Origin of the sequence: Inquilinus sp. CAU 1745 (genome assembly GCF_039839375.1) — a bacterium.
In the GTDB taxonomy this organism is placed as follows: domain Bacteria; phylum Pseudomonadota; class Alphaproteobacteria; order DSM-16000; family Inquilinaceae; genus JBDOQU01.
In genome coordinates, this window is sequence record NZ_JBDOQU010000022.1 from 1 (window position 1) to 23,536 (window position 23,536).

Annotated in this window: 22 protein-coding genes and 1 tRNA gene; 15 read left to right on the plus strand and 8 right to left on the minus strand. The window is 66.9% G+C overall.

The window, feature by feature from the left end:
• The first annotated feature begins 351 nt into the window (after positions 1-351).
• Together AAFN89_RS19525 and AAFN89_RS19530 are read left to right on the plus strand one after the other, a co-directional pair.
• Positions 352-957 carry a TetR/AcrR family transcriptional regulator gene (locus AAFN89_RS19525; RefSeq protein ID WP_347540897.1) on the plus strand — a complete coding sequence of 202 codons (606 nt, stop codon included), beginning with the start codon at positions 352-354 and terminating at the stop codon, positions 955-957.
• Between the two features lie 77 nt (positions 958-1,034).
• A complete protein-coding gene (locus AAFN89_RS19530) occupies positions 1,035-2,129 on the plus strand; it encodes an alkene reductase (RefSeq protein ID WP_347540898.1) in 1,095 nt (364 codons plus the stop codon).
• Between the two features lie 16 nt (positions 2,130-2,145).
• Here the strand turns inward: AAFN89_RS19530 and AAFN89_RS19535 are convergent, their stop codons facing one another.
• Both AAFN89_RS19535 and AAFN89_RS19540 read right to left on the minus strand, forming a co-directional pair.
• Positions 2,146-3,402, minus strand: coding sequence for a multidrug effflux MFS transporter (locus AAFN89_RS19535; RefSeq protein ID WP_347540899.1), 1,257 nt, complete (start codon positions 3,400-3,402; stop codon positions 2,146-2,148).
• Positions 3,403-3,642: 240 nt separating this feature from the next.
• Entirely contained in the window at positions 3,643-4,089 is a 447-nt protein-coding gene (locus AAFN89_RS19540) for an Lrp/AsnC family transcriptional regulator (RefSeq protein WP_347540900.1), read from the minus strand.
• Between the two features lie 127 nt (positions 4,090-4,216).
• Between AAFN89_RS19540 and AAFN89_RS19545 the strand changes: the two genes are divergently transcribed.
• The gene (locus AAFN89_RS19545) at positions 4,217-7,252 is read left to right on the plus strand and encodes an aminotransferase class III-fold pyridoxal phosphate-dependent enzyme (RefSeq protein WP_347540901.1); all 3,036 of its coding nucleotides are present in this window, start codon (positions 4,217-4,219) and stop codon (positions 7,250-7,252) included.
• 440 nt (positions 7,253-7,692) lie between these two features.
• Here the strand turns inward: AAFN89_RS19545 and AAFN89_RS19550 are convergent, their stop codons facing one another.
• Both AAFN89_RS19550 and AAFN89_RS19555 read right to left on the minus strand, forming a co-directional pair.
• Positions 7,693-8,859, minus strand: a complete 1,167-nt coding sequence (locus AAFN89_RS19550; protein WP_347540902.1) for an ATP-binding protein — start codon at positions 8,857-8,859, stop codon at positions 7,693-7,695.
• A 427-nt stretch (positions 8,860-9,286) separates the two neighbouring features.
• Positions 9,287-9,361, minus strand: a tRNA-Gly gene (locus tag AAFN89_RS19555).
• 158 nt (positions 9,362-9,519) lie between these two features.
• On the opposite strand from AAFN89_RS19555, the gene AAFN89_RS19560 reads away from it, so the two are divergent.
• The 6 genes from AAFN89_RS19560 to AAFN89_RS19585 all read left to right on the plus strand — a co-directional run bounded on the left by AAFN89_RS19560 (position 9,520) and on the right by AAFN89_RS19585 (position 13,703).
• The gene (locus AAFN89_RS19560) at positions 9,520-10,068 is read left to right on the plus strand and encodes a prolyl-tRNA synthetase associated domain-containing protein (protein WP_347540903.1); all 549 of its coding nucleotides are present in this window, start codon (positions 9,520-9,522) and stop codon (positions 10,066-10,068) included.
• A gap of 62 nt (positions 10,069-10,130) precedes the next feature.
• Positions 10,131-11,054, plus strand: coding sequence for a co-chaperone YbbN (locus AAFN89_RS19565; protein ID WP_347540904.1), 924 nt, complete (start codon positions 10,131-10,133; stop codon positions 11,052-11,054).
• Between the two features lie 36 nt (positions 11,055-11,090).
• Complete coding sequence (locus tag AAFN89_RS19570; protein ID WP_347540905.1) at positions 11,091-11,777, plus strand: LON peptidase substrate-binding domain-containing protein; 687 nt, start codon at positions 11,091-11,093, stop codon at positions 11,775-11,777.
• 63 nt (positions 11,778-11,840) lie between these two features.
• Complete coding sequence (locus AAFN89_RS19575; protein ID WP_347540906.1) at positions 11,841-12,089, plus strand: Trm112 family protein; 249 nt, start codon at positions 11,841-11,843, stop codon at positions 12,087-12,089.
• Positions 12,070-12,483 (plus strand): DUF971 domain-containing protein, encoded by a 414-nt coding sequence (locus tag AAFN89_RS19580; protein ID WP_347540907.1) that lies wholly within the window; start codon positions 12,070-12,072, stop codon positions 12,481-12,483. Before AAFN89_RS19575 ends, AAFN89_RS19580 begins: the two co-directional genes overlap by 20 nt.
• Entirely contained in the window at positions 12,480-13,703 is a 1,224-nt protein-coding gene (locus AAFN89_RS19585; protein WP_347540908.1) for an adenylate/guanylate cyclase domain-containing protein, read from the plus strand. The genes AAFN89_RS19580 and AAFN89_RS19585 overlap by 4 nt, the downstream gene beginning before the upstream one ends.
• Here AAFN89_RS19585 and AAFN89_RS19590 read toward each other — a convergent pair.
• Together AAFN89_RS19590 and AAFN89_RS19595 are read right to left on the minus strand one after the other, a co-directional pair.
• Positions 13,690-14,334 carry a MarC family protein gene (locus AAFN89_RS19590; RefSeq protein ID WP_347540909.1) on the minus strand — a complete coding sequence of 215 codons (645 nt, stop codon included), beginning with the start codon at positions 14,332-14,334 and terminating at the stop codon, positions 13,690-13,692. The genes AAFN89_RS19585 and AAFN89_RS19590 overlap by 14 nt on opposite strands.
• Positions 14,331-15,041 carry an HAD family hydrolase gene (locus AAFN89_RS19595; RefSeq protein WP_347540910.1) on the minus strand — a complete coding sequence of 237 codons (711 nt, stop codon included), beginning with the start codon at positions 15,039-15,041 and terminating at the stop codon, positions 14,331-14,333. Before AAFN89_RS19595 ends, AAFN89_RS19590 begins: the two co-directional genes overlap by 4 nt.
• Positions 15,042-15,202: 161 nt before the next feature.
• On the opposite strand from AAFN89_RS19595, the gene AAFN89_RS19600 reads away from it, so the two are divergent.
• Positions 15,203-15,622 carry a thioesterase family protein gene (locus tag AAFN89_RS19600; RefSeq protein ID WP_347540911.1) on the plus strand — a complete coding sequence of 140 codons (420 nt, stop codon included), beginning with the start codon at positions 15,203-15,205 and terminating at the stop codon, positions 15,620-15,622.
• Positions 15,623-15,854: 232 nt separating this feature from the next.
• Here the strand turns inward: AAFN89_RS19600 and AAFN89_RS19605 are convergent, their stop codons facing one another.
• Complete coding sequence (locus tag AAFN89_RS19605; protein WP_347540912.1) at positions 15,855-16,448, minus strand: YIP1 family protein; 594 nt, start codon at positions 16,446-16,448, stop codon at positions 15,855-15,857.
• Positions 16,449-16,539: 91 nt separating this feature from the next.
• Between AAFN89_RS19605 and AAFN89_RS19610 the strand changes: the two genes are divergently transcribed.
• The 3 genes from AAFN89_RS19610 to AAFN89_RS19620 all read left to right on the plus strand — a co-directional run bounded on the left by AAFN89_RS19610 (position 16,540) and on the right by AAFN89_RS19620 (position 21,294).
• On the plus strand, positions 16,540-17,889 hold the full coding sequence (locus AAFN89_RS19610; protein WP_347540913.1) for a class I SAM-dependent RNA methyltransferase: 1,350 nt from the start codon (positions 16,540-16,542) through the stop codon (positions 17,887-17,889).
• 155 nt (positions 17,890-18,044) lie between these two features.
• Entirely contained in the window at positions 18,045-20,570 is a 2,526-nt protein-coding gene (locus AAFN89_RS19615; protein WP_347540914.1) for a membrane-bound PQQ-dependent dehydrogenase, glucose/quinate/shikimate family, read from the plus strand.
• A gap of 40 nt (positions 20,571-20,610) precedes the next feature.
• Positions 20,611-21,294, plus strand: a complete 684-nt coding sequence (locus AAFN89_RS19620; protein WP_347540915.1) for a glutathione S-transferase family protein — start codon at positions 20,611-20,613, stop codon at positions 21,292-21,294.
• On the opposite strand, the gene AAFN89_RS19625 is transcribed toward AAFN89_RS19620, so the two are convergent.
• Positions 21,291-21,920, minus strand: coding sequence for a regulatory protein RecX (locus AAFN89_RS19625; RefSeq protein WP_347540916.1), 630 nt, complete (start codon positions 21,918-21,920; stop codon positions 21,291-21,293). The two genes, AAFN89_RS19620 and AAFN89_RS19625, sit on opposite strands and share 4 nt — an antisense overlap.
• Between AAFN89_RS19625 and AAFN89_RS19630 the strand changes: the two genes are divergently transcribed.
• Together AAFN89_RS19630 and AAFN89_RS19635 are read left to right on the plus strand one after the other, a co-directional pair.
• Positions 21,909-22,712, plus strand: coding sequence for an ABC transporter permease (locus tag AAFN89_RS19630; protein ID WP_347540917.1), 804 nt, complete (start codon positions 21,909-21,911; stop codon positions 22,710-22,712). The two genes, AAFN89_RS19625 and AAFN89_RS19630, sit on opposite strands and share 12 nt — an antisense overlap.
• Positions 22,709-23,515 (plus strand): ABC transporter permease, encoded by an 807-nt coding sequence (locus AAFN89_RS19635; protein ID WP_347540918.1) that lies wholly within the window; start codon positions 22,709-22,711, stop codon positions 23,513-23,515. Before AAFN89_RS19630 ends, AAFN89_RS19635 begins: the two co-directional genes overlap by 4 nt.
• Positions 23,516-23,536: the final 21 nt, after the last annotated feature.

A 23,536-nucleotide genomic window follows, 5' to 3' on the forward strand; every position in this document is an offset into this window, starting at 1 on the left:
GGCCCAGCACATCATCCCAGTCCAAACCAGATGCTTCGCTCATGAACACAAGCGAATCACCCGACAGCAGACCCGTCAACCAATAAGTTAGCGCCTATGGGACTTGATCCAGCATCCATGCGGTGTCGATGCCGGGTGAGCTTCATAGGAGCGACGAGTAAAGGAACAACTCGCCCAACTCCCTCATGGTGAGCTTGTCGAACCATGTGTGCCCACGTCCTTCGACGGGCTCAGGACGAGGAGGAAAAGCATGGGCCTGACAACACAGTTGCTGACTCGGGGGCGGAATTACCAAAAGGGCCCAATGGCCCCTGACTTGATTTCCGGAACGGCCGTTCCATATCCCTTTCCATGACCTTTTCAGCCCAGGACCAGACCAGCGAGATTCATGCCGGACCGGGGCGGCCCAGGGAGTTCGATCCCGGCGTCGCGCTCGCAGCCGCGCTCGACCTCTTCTGGCGGCAGGGTTACGAGGCGACCTCGCTGGAAGAGCTGACCCTCGCCATGGGCATCAGCCGGTCCAGCTTCTATGGCTGCTTCGGTTCCAAGCACGGCGTGCTGCTGGCGGCGATCCGGCGCTACAGCGACGAGAAGCTGGCGGCCTTGGCGGCGGCCGCGGATGGCGAAGAGAGCCCGCGCGAGGCGGTCCGCGTCATGATCGCCGCCATCGCCGACGCGGCGGGAGGGCCGAAGGGCTGCTTCCTCGTCAACTGCATCGCGGAGCTGGCGCCTCACGACCCGGAGGTCGCCGAGGTCAGCCGCCGGCATCTGGACCGTATCGAGAAGCTGATCGCCGACCGGCTGGCGCGCCGCCTCGACCCCACCGTGGCCGAGGACCGGGCACGCGCACTTCTTTCCCTGGCGCTCGGCACGACGATGCTGCGCAAGGCCGGAATGGCCGAGCCGCGCATCGACGCCCTGCTGACCCAGATCGATTCCCTGCTTCCTCCACCCTGACCCCGCGCCCTCTGCGGGATTTTCCTCACGCCAAATTCTGGACCGGTCAGTCCTTAATACCTACGGAGATTGAGACCATGGCTACCCTTTTCGACCCAATCCGCCTCGGCGACCTGGAACTGCCGAACCGCGTGGTGATGGCGCCGCTGACGCGCAACCGGGCGCTCGCCGACGGCGACGTGCCCCATGCGCTCAACGCCGAATATTACGCCCAGCGCGCAGGCGCCGGCCTTCTGGTCAGCGAAGGCTCCCAGATCTCGCCGGAAGGCAAGGGCTACGCCTGGACCCCCGGCATCCATAGCGCGGCGCAGGTGGAAGGCTGGCGCAAGATCACCGACGCCGTCCACGCCCGGGGCGGCCGCATCTTCATCCAGCTCTGGCATGTCGGCCGGGTGTCCCACACCTCCCTCCAGCCGGACGGGCAGGCGCCGGTTGGTCCTTCGGCCATCGCCGCGGAGACGCGGACCTTCGACGGCAAGGGATTCGTGGAGACTTCGACCCCCCGCGCGCTGGAGATGGGTGAAATCGCGCGGATCGTGGAGGATTACCGCAAGGCGGCGGAGAATGCGCGAGACGCCGGCTTCGACGGCGTCGAGCTACACGCGGCCAATGGCTATCTGATCGACCAGTTCCTCCGCGACGGTTCGAACCGCCGCGAGGATGCCTATGGCGGACCAGTCGAGAACCGGGTGCGCCTGCTGGGCGAGGTGCTGGCGGCGCTGACCGATATCTGGCCGGCGAGCCGGGTCGGCATCCGGTTCAGCCCATTCTCCAACGCCAACGGCGTCGAGGACAGCGCCCCCATGGCCACTTTCTCCCACGCCATCCGCAAGGCGAACGAGTTCGGCCTCGGCTACCTCCATCTGGTGGAGGGCCAGACCGGGGGCCCGCGCGACCTGCCGGAAGGTGCGGATATCGGCGCGCTGCGGCGGCTGTTCGACGGAATCTACATGGCCAATAACGGCTATGACCGCGACCTCGCCCTGCGGACGGTGGAATCGGGCGAGGCCGACCTGATCGCCTTCGGCAAGGCCTTCATCGCCAATCCGGATCTGGTGACCCGCCTGAGGAAGGCCGCGCCGCTCAACGCGCCGGAGAAGGAAACCTTCTATGGCGGCGGCGCGGAAGGCTACACCGACTATCCGACGCTGGAGGAGACGAAGGCAGCCTGACAGCCGGCAGGGCTGGTCAGGAGGCTTCGTGGGTCGGCTTGAACAGCCGACCCTTCTCCGCGATCAGCACGAAGACGAGCGCGACAAGGCCGACCGCGCTGAAACCGATCGCCAGCGGCCCCACCGTGCCGTCATAGGCCTGGCCGATCAGGGTTCCGATCACCCCGCCGCCCACGGTCTGGAGGAAGCCCAGCACCGACGAGCCGGTCCCGGCGATCGCGCCCAGCGGCTCCATCGCCATGGCGTTGAAATTGGCCCCGACCCAGCCGAACAGGAACATCGCACTGGCGAACAGCAGCATGAAGAGCGGGAAGGGGACCTTCATGACCAGCGACAGCGCGGCCCAGACCGCGCTGATCCCGACGAAGCCGAGGAGTGCGCCATGGGACAGCCGGCGCATGCCGATCCGCCCCACCAGCCGGGCGTTCATGAAGGACGACACCGCCATCAGCCCCGCAAAACCCGCGAAGACGACCGGGAACCAGACGCCCAGCCCGTAGACTTCCACGAACACCTGCTGGGCCGATGTGATGAAGCCGAACAGCGCGCCGAAGATGAAGGAGGTGGCGATCGTGTAGCCGAGCGCGACCCGGTCGGAGAAGATGAAGCCGAAGGCCTGCCCCAGCTTCCCCAGCTCCAGCGGCCGTCGCCGCTCCGCCGGCAGGGTCTCCGGCAGCCGGAGAAAGGTCCAGATCGTCGCCGCGAGGCCCAGCGCCGCGATGAAGACGAATATCCAGTGCCAGTCGGCGAAGGCCACGATCGCCTGCCCGGCCAGCGGCGCGACCACCGGCACCGCCATGAAGACCATCATGATCAGCGATATGACCTCGGCCATGCGCCGGCCGCCATAGATGTCGCGCACCGCCGCCACGACGATGACCCGGGTACCCGCCGCCCCCACCCCCTGGACGAACCGCGCGACCAGCAGCAGGGCGAAGGAGGGCGCGAAGGCCGCGACCAGCGCGCTCACCACATAGATGGCCAGCCCGAAATAGAGCGGCGCCTTGCGGCCCAGCGCGTCTGACACCGGCCCGTAGGCAAGCTGCGCCGCGCCGAACCCCAGCAGGTAGGCGGTGATGATGAACTGGCGGTGGTTGGGATCGACGACATTGAGCGCGTCGCCGATGATCGGCAGCGCCGGCAGCATGATGTCGATCGCCAGCGCGTTCAGCGCCATCAGCATGGCGAGCAGCGTGATCAGCTCCACCCGGCCGATCATCGGAATCGCCGGATCGGCCGGAATGGCGGTCTGGCTTGGAGCCTGCATATCCATCTGAAACGCTCGAAATTCGGAGGTTGCCCCGGCAGCCGCTCAAACAGGCGACATCGGGTTGGACCAGTTGGGGGGTTGGACCAGTTGGGGTCGGAAACAGTGGGGCATCATCGCCTACCCGATGCCGCCGGCAACGGATGTGACGAGGATCACGGGGGATAATCCGGTTCACTGATTGAGGACGAAAGCGTGAGCCCTCGCGCCGTTCACGTCAAGGCGGCCAACCTCTCAGAGAACGGATCAGAGGGTCTGCTCCCGCACGATATCGCGGCGAAGGATGATGGAGGTGGAGAGATCCTCCACCTCCTCCAGCCCCGAAATGGCGTCGCGCAAGGCGTTGAGCCGCGCGATCGAGGAGGTTTCGACCTCCACGACCAGATCGAGCTGGCCGCTGACCGAGGAGATCCGGCGCACCTCCGGAAACCGTGCGAGTTGATCGAGCGCCTTGAGTGACGGCGTCTTCTTCAACGTCACGAAAAGGAACGCCGGAACCGTCGAATCGTCCGGCGGCCCGATATCCGCGCGGTAGCCGCGAATGATGCCGTCCCGCTCCAGCCGCGCGACGCGCTCGCTGGCGGCGCTTCGGGACAGGCCGATGCGCCCCGCCAGGGCCTTCAGCGGGATTCGCGCCTCCCCGGAAAGGATGGCGAGGATCTCACGATCCTTCTCGTCGGCCTGTCGATTCATGGGGACGATTATCGCTGCCGGCCAAATGCCGGTCAAACCCGCCATTCTGCCGGCCGAACCGCCATCCCGCCGGCTGCTCCGCCGGCCGGGGCGTGCAATCCTCCGGGACCGAAGGAGAATTAGCCCCATGACTGACCTGTCCCACCCGGCTCCGGCCCTGACGGTTGAACTGGCCGAGCGACTGGCCCGCGAACATTTCGGCGTGACGGGGCGGCTCACCGGCCTCGACAGCGAACGGGACCGGAATTTCCGGCTCCGGGACGGCGACGGTACAAGCCGGGTGCTCAAGATCGTCAATGCGAGCGAACCGGTCGCGGAGAGCGATTTCCAGACCGCGCTGCTTGAGCATATCGAGCGGCACGACCCCTCCCTGCCCGTCCCGCGCCTTCGCCGCACCCTTGGCGGCGACGCCCTGGCGAGGATCGAAATCGACGGCGCGGACCATGCGGTGCGACTGGTTTCGTGGATCGACGGGACGCCGCTGGCCGAGGCCGAACGGACACAGGCCCTGCTTGCCGATCTCGGCCGCACGCTGGGCCGGCTGGATCGGACGCTCCAGGGCTTCATCCATCCCGGCGCGCTGCGCAGCTTCGACTGGGACATCCGCCGGGCCGGCGCGTCCCGGGACCGGCTGCACGCCATCGAGGACGAAACCGACCGCCGGCTCCTCCTGGGCTTCCTGGACCGGTTCGACGGGCAAGTCGCGCCGCGCCTGCCGACGCTGCCGGCCGCGATCATCCACAACGACGCCAACGACTGGAACGTGCTGGTGACGCCGGACGGCGCGCGCATCGCCGGACTCATCGATTTCGGCGACGCCCTCCATTCGGCGCGGATCGCCGAGCTGGCGGTCGCCATCGCCTACGGGATCCTCGATCTCGACGACCCGCTCGCCGCCGCCGGCGCCATCCTGGCCGGCTATCACGCCGTCCATCCGGTGTCCGAGGCGGAAATCGACCTGCTGTTCGACCTCGTCGCCATGCGCCTCGTGACCAGCGTGACCCTGTCCGCAATGCGGCGCGCGCAGGTGGCGAGCAATCCCTACCTTTCGATCAGCGAGGCGCCGGCATGGCGGCTCCTGCGCCGGCTCGGCGGCATGAACCCCCGCTTCGCGACCGCCATCCTCCGCCACGCCGCCGGTTTCGAGCCGTTTCCGGGATCGGCGGCCGTCATCCGTTGGATAGCGGAGAGGAAGGCTGGCTTCGCGCCAATTCTCGATCCTCATCCGGCGGTCATGGCGAAGGCCATCGTCCCGTTCGGCGACCCCGCCCACCCGATGACTTTGGCTTCGGCCGGGAGGGAGCCGGCGAAGGCCACGGAATGGTGGGACGATCACTGCCGCGAAAACGGCGTGACGCTGGGGATCGGGCCGTGGGGGGAGGAACGGACGGTCTATGCCAGCGACATCTTCGTCTCCCGCCTGATCGAGGGCGAAAGGCGGACCCGGCATCTGGGGCTCGACCTTTTCATGGATGCCGGAACGCCGGTGCGGACGCCCGTCGACGCCACCGTGCGCTCGGTGGAGATCGAGGAAGCGCCGCTGGGCTATGGCTGCCTGATCACCCTGTTGCACGAGCCGGAGGGCTGCCCGCCCTTCCTGACGCTCTGGGGCCATATGGCCCATGAGGCAATGGCCCGGCTCCGCCCCGGCGACCGGCTGGCGGCGGGCGAAATCGTCGGCTATATGGGCGCGCCGGAGGAAAATGGCGGCTGGGCCCCGCATCTCCATTTCCAGATCTCGGTCGATACCGACCTCGCCCCCGCCGACATATTGGGGGTGGGGGAGGCGGCCTATCTGCCGGTCTGGGCGGCCTTGTTTCCCGACGCCGCCGATTTGGCCGGCCTGCCGCCGGAGAGCTTCGGCGACCCGGGCCGACCGCCGGAGGAGATCGTGACGGCGCGCCGGAAGCACCTGCTGCCCAACCTGTCGGTATCCTACGCCGACCCCATAAAGTTCGTGCGCGGCGAGGGGTCATGGCTCATCGACCATCGCGGCCGGGCCTATCTCGACTGTTTCAACAATGTCTGCCATCTGGGGCATTGCCATCCGGCAGTGGTTGAGGCGCTGGCGCGGCAGGCTGCCCGCCTCAACACCAACACCCGCTATCTGCATGACGGGATCATGGCCTATGTCGAACGGCTGACGGCGACCCTGCCGGAAGGCCTGTCGGTGGCGGCGCTCGCCTGTTCCGGCTCGGAAGCCAATTCGCTCGCGCTCCGCATGGCGCGGGCGCATAGCGGCCGGCCACAGGCCATCGTGCTCGATTGGGCCTATCACGGCACGATGCAGGAACTGATCGACCTCAGCCCCTATAAATACAAATGCAAGGGCGGCAGCGGCCGGCCGGCCCATGTGTTCGAGGCGGCGATCCCCGACGCCTACCGCGCGCCGGAAGACTGGCCGGCCTACGAGATCGCAGCCCGCTACGCAGACAGCGTCGCGGAGCAGATCGAGGAGATGGCGCGGCAGGGCCTTGCGCCGGGATATTTCATCGCGGAATCCATCCCCAGCGTCGCCGGCCAGATCTTCCTGCCGGACGGGTATCTGGCCCGGGTCTACGAGATGGTCCGTGCCGCCGGCGGCGTCTGCATCGCCGACGAGGTGCAGGTCGGGTTCGGCCGGGTGGGCGACTGGTGGGCCTTCGAGAGCCAGGGCGTGACACCCGACATCGTCACCATGGGCAAGCCGATCGGCAACGGCCACCCGATGTCCGCGCTGGTGACGACCGAGGCGGTCGCCCGTTCCTTCGACAACGGAATGGAATATTTCAACACGTTCGGCGGCAATCCCGTCTCCTGCGCCGTCGGCCTCGCGGTGCTCGATGCGATCGAACGCGACGGCCTGCGCGGCAACGCCCGGCGCATCGGACACTATCTGCTGGAGCGATTCCGCGACATGCAGAAGCGCCATGAGGCGATCGGCGACGTTCGCGGCAAGGGCCTCTTCCTCGGCGTCGAACTGGTCCGCGACCGGCGGACGAAGGAGCCCGCCACGGATCTCGCCCGCCGGATCGCGGATGGCGCGAAGCAGCGCGGCGTGCTGATCGGCACCGAAGGGCCCTACGACAACGTCCTGAAGATGCGCCCGCCGATGGTCTTCAGCCACGCAGACGCCGACTACTTCATGGAGGTGATGGAGGATACGTTCGCCGCGCTGGCGTGACCTCTATCCGCCCTGATAGTTCGCCTTTTCCGGAACGGATCCTGAAGCGTTTCCGGGAAGATTGAGGACGAGGCCGACATTTCTACGGAAGAGCTGGCGGTCGCCGCGGCGGGACGCAAACACCGCGAAACCGCCGCTCCGTATCGGAGCGGGGCCGGTAATACGCCCTTGGGGCGCACCTCCAGGCTGAAGCCGACTTCTCAGCTCACGCGGCGACCGGGTGTGAGTGTAGCGGCTCGCCGCATTGTCGCCAACGCCATGTCCGCCGCGGAAATGATGGGGGCTGCACCGATGTGGCCGGAACGCCGCCCGACATCGGTCTACAGGGCCACATCCCAACCAATGTCTTCGCAGGCTGAACTTAAGTTGGGTTGCGCCTGAGAGGCAAGCATTCCGGATCGTCGAGCCGTCGGCCTAATGTACTGTGATCTCGGCTACGATCATGCCCATAGAGTCGACAAGGGGGCCGCAACCAGCCTGTCACCAAAGGGTACCGTGTCGGTGCTGTCGTAAAGCACCACGCCAAAGGCGAAATGATCGCCGCAGGCGTCGGCCAAGGCCCGCAACCCACCGAAATCGCTGGATTTCACCGTGGCGGAAGCTTTGATTTCGATCCCCACGATCATACCGTCATCGCGCTCCAGCACGATATCGACCTCGCGCATATCCCGGTCCCGGAAATGATGAGGCGTCAGCCTCAGATCCGAAGCGGTCATCAGTTTCAGCACTTCTGAGAACACGAAGCTCTCCAGCAGCGCGCCGAATGTTCCGCGATCCGCCTTCACGCGGTCGAAGGTGAGGCCCCGGACGGCCGCGAGCAGACCGGAATCGAGGAAATGCAGCTTGGGAGTCTTGGCGATCCGCTTCAGCGCGTTGGTGAACCAGGGCTGTAATGTCGCGATCAGGAAGACCTGCTCGAGCAACCCCACATAACGCTGCCCCGTCTTGTGGCTGACGTTGATGCCGGCTCCAAATTGGGAATAGTTGACCAACTGACCCGAGTGTTCGGCCAGGAGCCGGACGAATTTCGGAAGCTCGGTCAGTTTCTCCACGTCGGCGATATCGCGCAGATCGCGCGTCAGGATCGAGGTGAGGTAGGACCGCGCCCAGTCTTGCCGCCGCCGCTCGCTTTCGCGGGCAATCGCCTCAGGGAAGCCTCCGAGCAGGACGAGTTGAACAAGATCGTCGCCGATGATCGCGTCCTGCCGCCCCTGGAATTTCCCCTCAAAAAGACGCTCCAGAAAGGTCGGTGTCCGGCCTTCTATCTCCGCTCTCGCCAGCGGCAGCATCTGGATGGTTTCCATCCGGCCGGCCAGGCTGTCCGCCACCCGTGGCAATGTCAGTACATTGGCCGAGCCGGTGAGCAGGAAACGGCCGGGGCGATAATCCTCATCGACGGTCTTCTTTATCGCCAGCAACAGGTCCGGCGCGCGCTGGATCTCGTCGATTATCGTCTTATCCAGACCTCGAATGAAACCTGCCGGATCGGACTGCGCCGCCTCGAGAACCGTCTGGTCATCGAGTGTGATATAGGCGCGACCGACTTCCGCCAACTTGCGGACAAGCGTCGTCTTGCCGGCCCGACGCGGCCCCACGATCAGGACCACGGGGGTATCGGAAAGGGCTTCCTCCGCCCGCCGCTCCACGAAACGCTCGAACATCCTCGACTCCCGAATAATTGGAACTATCGGGTTCGGCAGATTGGAAGTCAATAACCCGCGAATTGGGAACCAAAAACCCGCGATCTGGGAGTGTTCTTAAGGGAGTCTACCCAGAACTGGCTGACGCTGATGCAATCTGCTTTCGGAGCATGATGCGAGGCTGGAATTCCGGCCGCATTTCCGACGCCGCCCAAAGCGTCGATCATCACAACAAAGGCAGTACCCGACAACCGAACGGCCCCATTACCACGTCCGGCAGTCAACCGCTACAGGTCGGTAACCTTCTCCCCGGGGATCAAAACCCCCCGGGAACCGAAAACGGGAATGGCCGTCTTGCGGCAACCCATGCAGGACTTGGCATCACTTGGAAAATTGGAGCGGGCGAAGGGATTCGAACCCTCGACCCCAACCTTGGCAAGGTTGTGCTCTACCCCTGAGCTACGCCCGCTCGGCGACCGACGAACGGGGCGGAAAGCCTTCGCCGTTCGTGAGGTTGCGGGATAATACGCAAAGCCGTTTGCATTGCAAGCCCGATCGCGCGGGAAAGTTTTCAAGTTCCCGGCGCGCCTCTTGGCCCCCGGGGGCGGCGCGCCTATAACGCCCGTCATGGATACGCTGAACGACACGCCTATCGAGGATCAGGCGCCGCCCACCACGCCGGAAGACCTGTTCCGGCGCTTCGCTGAGCTGGGCATCGAAATCTCCGCCCACGAGCATGAGCCGCTGTTCACGGTGGAGGATTCCAAGCACCTGCGCGGCCTGCTGCCCGGCGGGCATTGCAAGAACCTGTTCCTGCGCGACAAGAAGGGCCGGCCCTGGCTGATCGTCTGCGACGAGGATCGCGTGGTGGACCTTAAGGCGCTGGCGCCGCGGCTGGGCGCGGGCCGCTTCTCCTTCGGATCGCCCGAACGGCTGTGGTCGACCCTGGGTGTGCGCCCGGGGTCGGTGACGCCCTTCGCCCTGATCAACGATCCGGACGCCAGCGTGACCGTCATCCTGGACGCCGGCATGATGGCGGCGAACGAAACCCTTCACTATCACCCGCTGGTCAACCACATCACCTGTGCGATCAACCGCGAGGATCTGGTGCGGTTCATCAGGGCCTGCGGCCACGATCCTCGGACCGTCGATCTGGACGAGGCGGCGGCCGGCTGATCCCGGCTTGCCGACGCGCCTTCCGGGTCCATCTCAATTGGCAATCGACGAAAGACGCCCCCATGGAACTTAACCTGACCGCCGCCGCGGCCCCGGCCGACCTCGTCAAGGACACCGACGCCGCCTCCTTCAGCGCCGACGTGATCGAGGCGTCCATGACCACGCCGATCATCGTCGATTTCTGGGCGCCATGGTGCGGGCCCTGCAAGACGCTGGGGCCGCTGATCGAGAAGGCGGTGCGCGCCGCCCGCGGCAAGGTGAAGCTGGTCAAGCTGGATATCGAGGCCAACCCGCAGAACCAGGCGCTGGCGGCGCAGATGCGCGTCCAGTCGATCCCCGCCGTCTACGCCTTCTTCCAGGGCCGGCCGGTCGACGGGTTCGTCGGCGCGCTGCCGGAAAGCCAGATCAAGAGCTTCATCGACAAGCTGATCGCCATGACCGGCGACGGCGGAGCGGACGATCTGGCGGCGGCGCTGGATCAGGCCAAGGCGGCGCTGGAGGGGGGCGATGTCCAGACGGCCGGGGCCATCTATCAGCAGATCCTGGAGATCGAGCCGGAGAACGCGACGGCGCTGGCCGGCCTCGCCCGCTGCATGATCGCGCTGGGCCAGCCCGACCGCGCATCGGAATTCCTCGACGCGCTGGCGCCGGAACTGCTGGCCAAGCCTGAGATCCAGTCCGTCCGCACGCAGCTTGACCTCGCGGCCCAGACCGCCGGCGCGGACGCGCGGCTGCCGGAGCTGACCGACCGGCTGGCCCGCGAGCCGGACGATCATCAGGCGCGGTTCGACCTCGCCATGGCGGCCTACGGGGCCGGCCGGCGGGAGGACGCGGTCGACGCGCTGCTGGAGATCATCCGGCGCGACCGGGAATGGAACGAGGGCGCGGCGCGCGTACAGCTCCTGAAGCTGTTCGAGGCGTTCGGCCAGACCGACAAGCTGACGGTCCAGTCCCGCCGCAGGCTGTCCTCCCTGCTCTTCTCCTGACCTCCAGAACGCCGGAGACCCGACACCCGGAACCACATGAGCCAGAGCCCGTTCTTCCCGACCTTCGACCGGCTGAGCCCGTCGATCCCGATCTTCCCGCTGGCCGGGGTGCTGCTATTGCCGCGAGGGCTGCTGCCGCTCAATATCTTCGAGCCGCGCTATATCGCGATGGTCGATGACGCGCTGTCCTCGGACCGCATGATCGGGATGGTCCAGCCGACGACGCCGGACAGCGGAGCGGCCGCGCCGGAGATCTATCCGTTGGGCTGCGCCGGGCGGATCACCTCCTTCGACGAGACCGATGACGGCCGTTACCTGATCACGCTGACCGGCATCTGCCGCTTCCACGCCGGGGCGGAGCTGGCGACGACGCGGGGCTACCGCCGGGTGGAGAGCGACTGGTCGGCATTCCGGGACGACATGAAGGGGTGCGATATGGAAGGCGGGGGATGCGGGCTGGACCGGGCCCGGCTGGACGCCGCGCTGGGGGTCTATTTCCGGCGGCACGGCATCTCCGCCAACTGGGAGGCGATCAAGGACACGCCGGACGAGCGGCTGGTCACCTCGCTGGCCATGATCTGCCCGTTCGACCCGCCGGAGAAGCAGGCCCTGCTTGAAGCGCCGACGCCCGCCGACCGGGCGGAGCTGGTCGTCAGCCTGATCGAGATGGCGGTGCTGACGCCCGAATCCGGCCCCGAACCCGGCGGCGAATCCCGGCACTAGCATTCAGCGAACCCGTCGCCACATAGTTTCTGGCTCCCCGAATCCAACGAAGCGAGCGCCCCTATGTCAGACAAGCCAGCCGACGGCCCAGTTTCTCCCGCTCCGGCACGCGGTCCCGCCGCCCGCGCCGGCGTCGATCCGAAGCTCTTGGAGATCCTGGTCTGTCCGCTGACCAAGGCCCCGTTGCGCTACGATCCCGACGCGCAGGAGCTGATCAGCGACCAGGCGCGGCTGGCCTACCCGATCCGCGACGGCATCCCGATCATGCTGGTCGACGAGGCGAGGCCGCTGGATGCCGACGCGCAGCGATAAGACGGGCGGGCCGGAGAGCGGCGGCGGTTTCGAGACCCGCCATTGGCCGACGGAGCTTCGGCTGAAGCAGGCCGAAAGGCGGCTCGAGATCGATTTCGACGATGGAAGCTCCTTTTCCCTGCCGGCCGAGCTGCTGCGGGTCGAAAGTCCTTCGGCCGAGGTGCAGGGACACGGGCCGGGACAGAAGCAGATCGTCTTCGGCAAAGCCGGGGTCGGCATCACTGCGCTGGAGCCGGTCGGCCGCTACGCCGTGCGCATACGTTTCGATGACGGGCACGATACGGGAATTTTCTCATGGACCTATCTTCACGGCCTCGGCGACCGCCAGAAGGAGATATGGAAGGCCTATCTGGAAGAGCTGGCCGAACGCGGCCTGAGCCGCGAGGCCCCATGACCGGAGAAACCACCGGAGAAACGAGCGGAAATGGCGCATCTTCGCTGGTCGACTGGCTGCTCGATCAGGGCCTGCGCGGCCGCACGCTGGAGGACCTTCTGCCGCCGCTGGTGGAAAGGCTGACGGCCGATGGCATGGCAATCGCCCGGTTCCATCTTTCCGGCACCATACTCCACCCCGACTATGGCGCGTTCAGCCGCACCTGGTATCGGGATCAGGACTTCGTGTCGGAGGAATTCCCCCATGATTCCAGCGACGAGGTCTGGCGGCGCAGCCCGCTCTACTACGCGGTGTCCCACAAGCTGGACATGATGCATTGCGATCTCCGCGATCCGGCGGAACAGGCGCGGTTCCCGGTCTTCGCGGAACTGGCGGCGCAGGGCATGACCGACTATATCGCGCTTACCGTCGGCTTCGGAGAGACGCCGGACGGCGAGACCGGCACCAGCGAAACCGGCAGCGGCGTCGTCGTCTCCATGGCCACCGACGATCCCGACGGATTTTCCGATTATGACGTCGAGACGCTGCGGGCGCTCTGGCGACCCCTGGGGCTGGTCGCCAAGGTCGCGATCTTCAAGCGCGTCTCCCAGACCATACTGACGACCTATCTGGGACGCGATCCGGGCTTGCGCGTCCTGGAAGGGCAGATCCGGCGGGGCATGGCCCAGACCATCAACGCCGCCATCCTGTTCGCCGATCTTCGCGGCTTCACCAGTCTGGCCGACGTGATGCCGCGCGACCGGCTCGTCCTGATGCTGGACGATTATCTGGACGCCATGGCGGCCCCGGTGGACGAAGTCGGCGGGCAGGTGCTGAAATTCATGGGCGACGGCATGCTGGCGACCTTCGCGCTCGACGGCGCGGATCCCTCCGCGGTCTGCCGCGCGGCGCTGGAGGCGGCGATGGAGGCCCAGGCGCGGGTGGCGAAGCTGAACGCCGCGCGCGAGAACGGCGCCGGCATGGCGCTGGACGTGGCGCTCCATGTCGGGGAGGTGATGTACGGCAATGTCGGCAGCCGGAGCCGGCTGGATTTCACCGTCATCGGCCCGGCCGTCAACGAGGCCAGCCGCATGGAGAACCTCTGCACGCCGCTGGATTGCGGCGTGGTCATCTCCCGCCCCTTCATCGACGCCGTCGGCGATACCGGCCGCTTCCGCTGCCTGGGCCCCCAGACCCTGCGCGGCCTGGCCACGCCGAGGGAGCTGTTCACCCTGGCGTAGCCGCCCCCGTAAGGCCGCTGGCGGCCAGCCCGTCCAGCACGAACTGACAGGCCAGCGCCGTCAGCAGGATACCCAACAGCCGGTTCATGACGTTGATGCCGGTGATGCCCAGGACGCGGGTGATCTCCACAGCGAACAGGAGGACGATCAGCGTCGCCGCCAGCACCAGCGCCAGAACGCCCAGCACCGCCGCCTGAATGGCCAGATCGCCCCTGGCCTGGCCCATGAACAGCATTGCCGTGGTGATCGCGCCCGGTCCGGCGATCAGCGGGATCGCGACCGGAAAGACGGAGATGTCGTCCTTGTGGCCGGCCTCCTCCGTCTCCGGCTCCGTCATCGATCGCAGGCCCGATGGCCGGGCGAAGATCATGTCGATCGCCAGCAGCAGCAGAAGGATGCCGCCGCCGATCCTGAGCGCGGCGAAGCTGATGCCCAGCGCGTCCATCAGCGTCTCCCCCACCAGCGCGAAGAAGAACAGGATGCCAGCCCCGATCAGCGTGCCCTTGACCGCCATCCGCCGCTTGCGCGCCCGGCTGGCGGTGCGCGTCAGCCCGGCGAACATCGGCCCCAGCCCGACCGGGTCGATGGTGACCAGGAAGGCGATCGCCGCGCTGATGACGATCTCCGTCACGATGCCGGGGCCAGCTGGTCCAGCCGCGCGACCAGCGCCGGGAAATCGGCCATCCGCTCCAGGACCGGGAAGCCGTCGCCGGCCGCCGACGGCGTCACCACCTCATGGACCCATGTAAGCTCGTAGGGCAGGTGGACCGCCCGCGCGCCGATCTCCAGCACCGGCAGCACGTCCGACCGCACCGAATTGCCGATCATCAGGAATTCCGACGGCGCGATGTCGTGGCGCTTCAGGATGCTTCCATAGGTGGCGGCATCCTTCTCCGAGACGATCTCCACCCGCCAGAACAGGTCGGCCAGCCCCGACCGCGCGACCTTGCTTTCCTGGTCGAACAGATCGCCCTTGGTGATGATGATCAGCCGGTAGCGGTCCTTCAGCGCCTCCACGGTCTCCCGGACATCGTCCAGCAGCTCGACCGGGTGTTCCAGCATTTCGCGCCCGAACCCGATGATGGCCTGGATGTCGCGGGCCGTGATCCGCCCGTCCGTCAGCGCGATCGCGGTTTCGACCATCGACAGGGTGAAACCCTTGATGCCGTAGCCGAAGATGCGGAGATTCTCGATCTCCGTCCGCTGCAACCGGTCGTCGATCTCCCCCTCCGGCACGTAGGACCGGATCAGGGCCCGGAACTTCTCCTGGGTCATGGAGAATATCCGCTCATTGTGCCAGAGCGTGTCGTCGCCATCGAAGGCGATGGTCTTGATCATGATGCGGCTTTGAGGTCCTTGGCATGCAGGGGGCGCGAAACCTACTCCAATCCGGCCGCTTCCCGAAAGGCCGGCGTGGGACCGGCATCTCCTGCGCTATCGCGGCACGGCGAAATCGGCTATCCGGACGGCCGATATCCCGACCTTTGACGGACGACCTCATGACTTTCGAACCCGCCGCGCGCGCCTCCTACCCCCAATGGACCGACGAACGGATGCGTTTCTCCGACCTGGACCCGTTGGGCCACGCCAACAACAACGCGATCGGCGTTTATTTCGAGACCGGGCGGCTCGGCCTCTTCCGGGAAGCGAAGCTGCATGACGGGAAGCCGGGCGAGGCGACCGTGGTCGCGAAGCTGTTGATCGACTTCCTGAAGGAGCTGACCTATCCGAACCTGCTTGAGGTCGGCTCCCGCGTCACCAGGATCGGCGGCAGTTCCTTCACCTACGTACAGGCAGTCTTCGTCGGAGAATCCTGCATCGCAACGGCGGAGACGGTGAGCGTGCTGTTCGACCTTTCGACCCGGCGGCCGAAGAAGCTGGATGACGGGCAGAAGGCGCGGCTGTCGGCCTTCCTTTGAACTTCATTTGTCGTCATTCCGGCGCACGGAACCGAAGGGCGTGAGGTTGCCCCCCTCACGGTCATCCCGGCCCCCGAGCCGGGATCCATGGGACGGCGACGCTTCACCGACAGCGATGAGCCGGGCGCGGGCGGGGCCGACTTCGGCACCGTATGGATGCCGGATCGGAGTCCGGCATGACGGCGGTGGGGGCGGCGGGGACCGTGCCGGGCGTCATTATTCGCCAGCCGCCTCAGCCGGGGACGCCGCCCAGCAGGAAGGGCGCGGCCGCCATCACCAGGATCATGCCCAGGAACAGCAGTGTCGCCAGCGTCAGGGCGAAATGTTTTGCCCGGTTCTGCTGGGGCACTCTCAGCACGATCGAGACGCCGCGATAGAGGATGATCATCGAATAGATCAGCCCGCCGAACGCCGCGGCGATGCCCAGCGCCGGGATCGGGGCCACCAGCTCCGCCACGAACATCGGCGTCAGCCCCAGCGCGACCAGCACATAGCTGCTGTTGAAGTCCGACGCGCCGCCGAACATGCCGGAGAAGACCATCACCACGGCGGCGAACAGGAAGATGGTCATGAGGTTGAGGACGACGCGCAGCAGGAACTGGATGACGACCAGATCCAGCCCCGGCCCGCCCTGAACGCCGCTGAAACCCAGGATCAGCAGCAGCACGACGCTGGAGATCGCGGCGCAGCCGGCGACCACCGGCAGTGCATGCTCCCTGAGCGCGATCGTCCAGGGCGGCGCGGGATCGGCATGGGCCGCCAGCGTCGCCTCCGGCTCCTTGAACATTCCCTTTACCCGGCCGATGACGGCCGCCAGATCCACCATTCTTCTTCCCCGAGATGAGCGGACCAAAGGGGGTCCGGCCGTTGGCGAGGGACCTTGCCCCCGCCGCAGCGGCGTGGCAAGTCTCCGCGCCATGACGATGAAAGCGCGACGCCGGGGCGGATCCCGCGCCGACCGGGCGAGGAAACCTTCCGCCGGCAGCCGGCAGAGGGAGGCCGCGCTCTCCATCGAAAGCCTGGGCGCCCGCGGCGACGGCATCGGCGCGCTGGAGGGACGGAAGATCTTCGTCCCTTTCTCCGCGCCGGGCGACCGGGTACGGGTACGGGTACGGGTCCGGCTGGAGCCGGCGCGGGCCGACGGCGTACCGGCGCAGCTTCTGGAGCTGGTCTCCTCCGGTCCCCATCGGCAGGATGCGCCCTGCCTCCATTTCGGGGCCTGCGGCGGCTGCACGGTCCAGCATCTGGAGGACGAGTCCTACGCCGCCTGGAAGCGCGGCCTCGTCGTCTCCGCCCTTGCCCATCGGGGGCTGGATGAAACGCCGGTCGCGGCCTTGCGCCGCACCCCGCCGGCATCGCGCCGCCGCGCCGTCTTCAGCGCGAGGCGCGGCCGCAAGGGCGTCTTCCTGGGCTTCAACGAGCGCGGCTCCACCCGTCTGATCGATCTGGAGGCCTGCCACGTGCTGCGGCCGGAGATCACGGCGCTGCTGCCCCGCCTGCGCGACGCGCTGGCGGCGGCCTTGCGGGAGGGAGAGCCGGCCGATATCGCCGTGGCGCTGCTGGATGACGGGCTGGACGTCACCATCCGCGCCGGCCGCGACCCCGACCTGGACGGAAGGCTGGATCTCGCCGCCTTTGCCGAGAGCTCCGATCTCGCCCGCCTGTCCTGGGCGGCCGGAAGCGGTGCGCCGGAGCCGATCGCCCATCGCCGTGACGGCATCGTGACGTTCGATGGCGTGCCCGTGATCGCGCCGCCCGGCGGCTTCCTCCAGGCCAGCCGGGAAGGGGAGGCGACGCTGCTGGATCTGGTGCGGGAGGCGACCGTCGAGGCCTCGTCCATCGTCGATCTTTTCTCAGGCATCGGCACCTTCGCCCTGCCGCTCGCCCGCCGCGCCATCGTCAGGGCCTTCGATTCCGATCCCGTCGCGATCGCGGCGCTGGACCGCGCGGCGCGCTTTTCCGACCGCACGGCCCGCATCTCCGCTGCCGCCCGCGACCTTTTCCGCGACCCGCTGGAGCCGGCGGAATTCGGCGACGCCCAGGCGATCCTCTTCGACCCGCCCCGCGCCGGCGCGCGCGAGCAGGCCGCCCGGATCGCCGAAAGCGGGGTTCCGCTGATCGTCGGAATTTCCTGCAACCCCGCCAGCTTCGCCCGCGACGCCCGCACGCTGGCGGATGGCGGGTATCGGCTGGAGAAGGTGGTTCCGGTCGACCAGTTCGTCTGGTCGGCCCATGTCGAACTGGTCGGAATCTTCCGCCGCGATTGACCCGAGCGCCGTTGGACCGCTTGCGGAACAATCCCACCGCTCCGCCGTTGGGAAATCAGGCGTCGCAGCGACATCCGGAATGGCCGCGGGCGGACTCATGGTCGACCGGTTCCGATGGCTCGTACGGTTATCGTACGTCTGCTGAAGGTGGCGATATGTACAGGATTGCTCTCTCCATTATTGTATTTCTCATCGGATTGCTGCTGGGCGCTGGCGGCGTCTGGTTGGCGACGCTTGGTGGGTCCTGGTTCTACATCGCCCTCGGTGTGGCGCTTGTCGTTTCCGCCATTCTGCTGACGGTGCGCCGGCCGGCCGGTCTGGCGCTCTATGGCGCGACCATGATCGTGACGCTGGCATGGGCCGTGTGGGAGTCGGGTTTCGATTGGTGGGCGCTGTCGGCGCGCGGCAGCCTGCTGCTGGTGATCGGCGTCCTTCTGTTGATGCCGCCGATGGTCAGGGCGATGCGCAAGCCACCGGAACCGAAGGCCGGCTATGGCGTCAACGCCGGCGTTCTCGCCGCCTCTCTGGCGATCTGCGCGGCCGTGGGCGTCTACGCCATGTTCCAGAACCCGAACGAAATCGTCGGCGCGTTCGAGGACGAACGCATGGCAGCGACCGAAGATCTGGAAACCGGCGTTCCCGACGGCGAATGGGCAGCCTATGGGCGCACGTCGGCGGGCAGGCGCTATTCCCCGCTGACGGAGATCACGCCGGAGAACGTCGCTGGCCTGGGGGTGGCCTGGACCTATCACACGGGCGATGTGCGCGGCCCCGACGATCCGGTGGAGACGACCTACGAAGTCACCCCTTTGATGGTCGACGACAGATTGTACATCTGCACGCCCCACAGCATCGTGATCGCCCTCGACCCGATCACGGGCGAGGAGATATGGCGCTTCGACCCGCTGCTGAAACAACCGCCGACCACGACGACCCAGCACATGACCTGTCGTGGCGTCACCTATTTCGACGGGAGCGACGCGACGGTCGAAGAAGAGCCCTCACCGGCGGCCACGGCCGTCGACCGGGTCGAGTTGAGCGCCGCCGAGGTCACCACGGAGGCGGCCGGCGAGCCGCAGAACGTCGTGACCGAACAGGCGACGATCGACGAGCCGAATCCCGACATCGATCGCGAGCCGCCGGGCGAGGCCGGCGCCGGCGGGCCGGAATGCGTCCGCCGGGTCTTCGTGTCGACCTCCGACGGGCGGCTGATCTCGCTCAGCGCCGAAACCGGCGAAATCTGCCCCGGCTTCGGCGGCGAGGACGGCACGGTGAACCTCTGGGCCAACATGCCAAACGTCACCCCCGGCTCGGTCTATTCGACCTCGCCGGCGGTCGCGACAGACCGGCTGATCATTATCGGCGGGGCGGTGAACGACAATGCGTCCGTCACCTCGCCATCGGGCGTGATCCGCGCCTATGACGCGTTCACCGGCGAGCTGGTGTGGAATTTCGACAGCAAGAATCCGCAGGCCACGGAACCGATCGCCAATGGCGAGACCTATTCCGAAAACGCGCCCAACTCGTGGAGCGTGTCGAGCTACGATCCGGACCTCGGGCTCGTCTACCTGCCCATGGGCAATGAATCGCCCGACCAGTATGGCGGCGACCGCGGGCCTGACGTTGAAAGGTTTTCTTCGTCGATTCTCGCCCTCGACGCCGATACCGGGGAGGTCGCATGGGGTTATCAGATGGCCCATCACGACATCTGGGATTACGACGCTCCCGCGCAGCCGAGCCTCATCGATCTGACCATCGACGGCCAGACCGTTCCGGCTCTGGTCGCGGCGACCAAGCAGGGCGAAATCTTCGTGCTCAACCGGGAGACCGGGGAGCCGGCCCTGCCGGTCGAGGGGGTCCCGGTCCCGCAGGAAGGCGCTGTGGAAGGCGAAACGACGGCGCCGACCCAGCCGGTCTCGACCATATCCTTCAATCCGGAGCCGCTCACCGGAGCGGACATGTGGGGAGCGACCCCGCTCGACCAGCTTGCATGCCGGATCGCGTTCCACCAGCACAATTATCGCGGCCGCTATACGCCGCCCTCGACCAATGGAACGATCGTCTATCCGGGCAATTTCGGCACGTTCAACTGGGGCGCGGTGGCCGTCGATCCCAATCGGGACGTGATGTTCGCCATGCCGGTCTATCTGGCCTTCACGGTCAAGCTGGTTCCGCGCGAGGATCCGCTGACGCGGGTCGTTACCGAAGCAGGCGACCCGGTCTTCAACGAGAATTTCGGCGCTCCGTACGCGGTCGAGATCGGCGCGTTCATGTCCCGAATCGGATTGCCCTGTCAGGGACCGCCATGGGGCTACATCGCGGGCGTAGATCTCAGGACCGGCGAAACCGTCTACAAGCACGTCAACGGAACCGTGCGCGACCTGTCGCCCGTACCGCTGCCGTTCGAGATGGGCGTTCCGGGCATCGGCGGGCCCATCGTCACCGGGGGCGGCGTCGCGTTCCTCAGCGGAACCCTCGACTACTACGTACGCGGCTACGATCTGCAGACGGGCGAGGAGATATGGCGCGCCCGGCTTCCCGCCGGCGGGCAGGCCACGCCTTCGACCTATCTTGGGGCGGATGGTCGTCAATACCTGGTCGTCGTCGCCGGTGGCCATGGCTCCACCGGAACGGCGGCCGGCGACGCCATAATCGCCTATGCGCTGCCCTCAGGTTCATAGGCGGCTCGCCGTTCTCCGCGTTTCTCAGAGAGGGATTGCAATGAAGCTCTATACGGCCCGGCTGAGCCTGTTCGCCCGGAAGATCGAGATCGCGCTGGGTGAGAAGGGGCTGGCGTTCGAGCGGGTGGTTGTCCCGTTCACCCAGGAGAAGGGCTATAGCCCCAAGCATCCCGACGTGCTGGCGGCCAACCCCAAGGGGCAGGTGCCGGTGCTGGTCGACGGCGACCTCACCCTCTACGATTCGACAATCATCCTGGAATATCTGGAGGATGCCTGGCCGACGCCCGCGCTCTACCCCACCGCGCCGAAGGAGCGGGCCTTGTGCCGCCTTCAGGAGCTGTTCGCGGACGAGGTGCTGCTGGCGCCGGTGCGCGAACTGATGCACCGCAACGGTCCGCGCACCGCCGACCCCGACCGCCGCGCGGCGGAGGATTCAGCGGCGATCCAGGCCGAAGGAAAGATCGCCGAACTGTTCGCCGGCCTGGACCGCAGGCTGGAAGGCCGTGAATTCTTCCTCGACAGCTTTTCGGCGGCCGACATCGCCACCTTCATGACGATTCTCTATTCCGAACGGCTGGCCGGTCCGCCGCTCTCGGACCATCCCGCTATCGCCGCCTGGTACGGCCGCGTCGGCCGCCGGCCGGTAATCTCCCAGATCGTCGCGGAGATCGCGGAGGCGGACAGGGAACTTTCGGTGCCGGTCGAAAGGAAAGTGTCGGCCTAACCGGAGAGCGTCAGAAGGTCATCGGCGCTTTCCGCGTCGATGACCTCGCGGGCGACCTGGTAGGGGAAGCCGGCGCGGGCCATGGCGGCCATGTCCTTGTTGCGGAAGGCGGCGCGGGCGTAGGGCGGCCGGAAGGGGCCGAGGCGGCGGCGTTTCGCCAGCGCGACGGCCGCCACCCGCGTCGGATCGCCGACATCTTCGGCAAGCTCTGCAAGCGCGCGGTCGACATCCTCGCCCGTCACGCCCTTGCGCGCCAGCTTGGCGCGGATGAGGCGCGGGCTGTCGCCCCGGCGGTTGAGCGAGCGGGTGCGTCCGGCGGCGTAGACGGCATCGTCCAGCAGCCCGACCTCCCGGTACCGCTCGATCAGCCCGTCGACCAGCCGCGCCCCTTCCTCCGCATTCGTTCCATGGGCGCGGGCGGAGCGGTCGACCTTGCCCATCAGCACCCGCCGTAAATTGGCGGCGGAGGTCGCGTAGCGCTGGAGATAGTATAGGGCGGCGTTCTGCAGATACCGCGCGGTCGCCTTTCGCGGCCCCGACGCGCGCGCTCCGGGTTTGCGCGGTCGCTGCCCGCCGTCTATTGTCCCGCCGCTTCCCCGATCCAGATCAGGCCCATGATCAGCCATCCCGCTCCCCGTCCCCGTATGCTCGGCCCCGTCAACTGGGTGGGCTTGAAGACCCTCTATCAGAAGGAAGTCTTCCGGTTCCTCAAGGTCTATACCCAGACGATCGCCGCGCCGGTCATCACCACCCTTCTGTTCTACACGATCTTCGCCCTGGCGCTGGGCGGCATCGTCCGGATGGCCGGCGACGTGCCGTTCCTTGAGTTCCTGGCGCCGGGCCTGATCATGATGTCGATGGTCCAGAACGCCTTCGCCAACACATCCTCCTCGGTCATGATCTCGAAGGTCCAGGGCAACATCGTCGACGTGCTGATGCCGCCGCTCGCGGGATGGGAGCTGGCGCTGGCCTATGTCGGCGGCGGCGTGACGCGCGGCATCCTGGTCGGCGTCGTGACCTATATCGCCATCCGGATCTTCGTGCCGGTCGGGCTGCACAGCCCCTTCTTCATCCTCTATCACGGCATCGCCGCCGCCATGCTGCTGTCGCTGCTGGGCATCATCGGCGGCATATGGAGCGAGAAGTTCGACCATATCGCCGCCGTAACGAACTTCGTGGTGACGCCGCTGGCCTTCCTGTCGGGCACCTTCTACACGATCGACCGCCTGCCTGAGAGCTGGCAGATCGTGGCCCATCTGAACCCGTTCTTCTACATGATCGACGGCTTCCGCTACGGCTTCATCGGGCAGAGCGACGGGACGCTGGCGGTCGGCCTTATCGTCATGGCGGCGGCCAACATCGCCCTGTGGGCGCTGGTCCTGCGCATGCTGGCCACGGGATACAAGTTGAAGGCATGACACCGGTCGCGGCGCCTCGCCCGCCGAGGCGTCTCGGCCGCGTCCATTGGGGCGGACTCGCCACGCTCTACCGGCGGGAGATGCGCCGCTTCTTCAAGGAATGGCTGGAGACGATCGCCGCGTCGGGCTTCGCGACCGTGATGTATCTGGCCGTCTTCGCCTTCGCGCTGGGGCCGGACCGGGAGACGCCGGAGGGCGCGGCCGTCATGGCCTTCATCCTGCCGGGGCTGGTGCTGTTCTCCATCCTGACGCGCGCGGGGGAGACGACGGTCTCCAGCATCGTCTACGACAAGATGGAAGGGATCATCAGCGACATACTGACCGCCCCCCTGACGCCGGGGGAGATCGCCGCGGCCTATGCCTTGGCGGGCGCCAGCGCCGGCCTGGTCACCGGGCTGCCGGTGGTGCTGGCGGCGCTTCTCTTCTTCGACCTGACGATCCTGAACCCGCCCCTCTTCCTCCTCTTCGCCGTCGGCGGGGCGCTGATGCTGTCGCTGATCGGCATCATGGCCGGGATCTGGGCGATGAAATGGGACCATGTCTCGGCCTTCTTCGGCTTCTTCTTCATCCCGCTGACCTTCCTTTCCGGCCTGTTCGCGCCGATCGAGGCGCTGCCGGGGCCGCTGACGCTGATCGTCCAGGCCAACCCGGCCTTCTATGTGATCGACGGCTTCCGGGCGGCGACGCTGGGCATCCATTCGGTGCCGGTCGGCCGGTCGGTCGCGGTCATGCTGGTCCTCATCGTCGCGCTCTGGGCCGGCTGCGGCGCGATCCTCCGGTCGGGCTGGCGGCTGAAAAGCTGATTGCCCCCGTCGCTCGGCAAT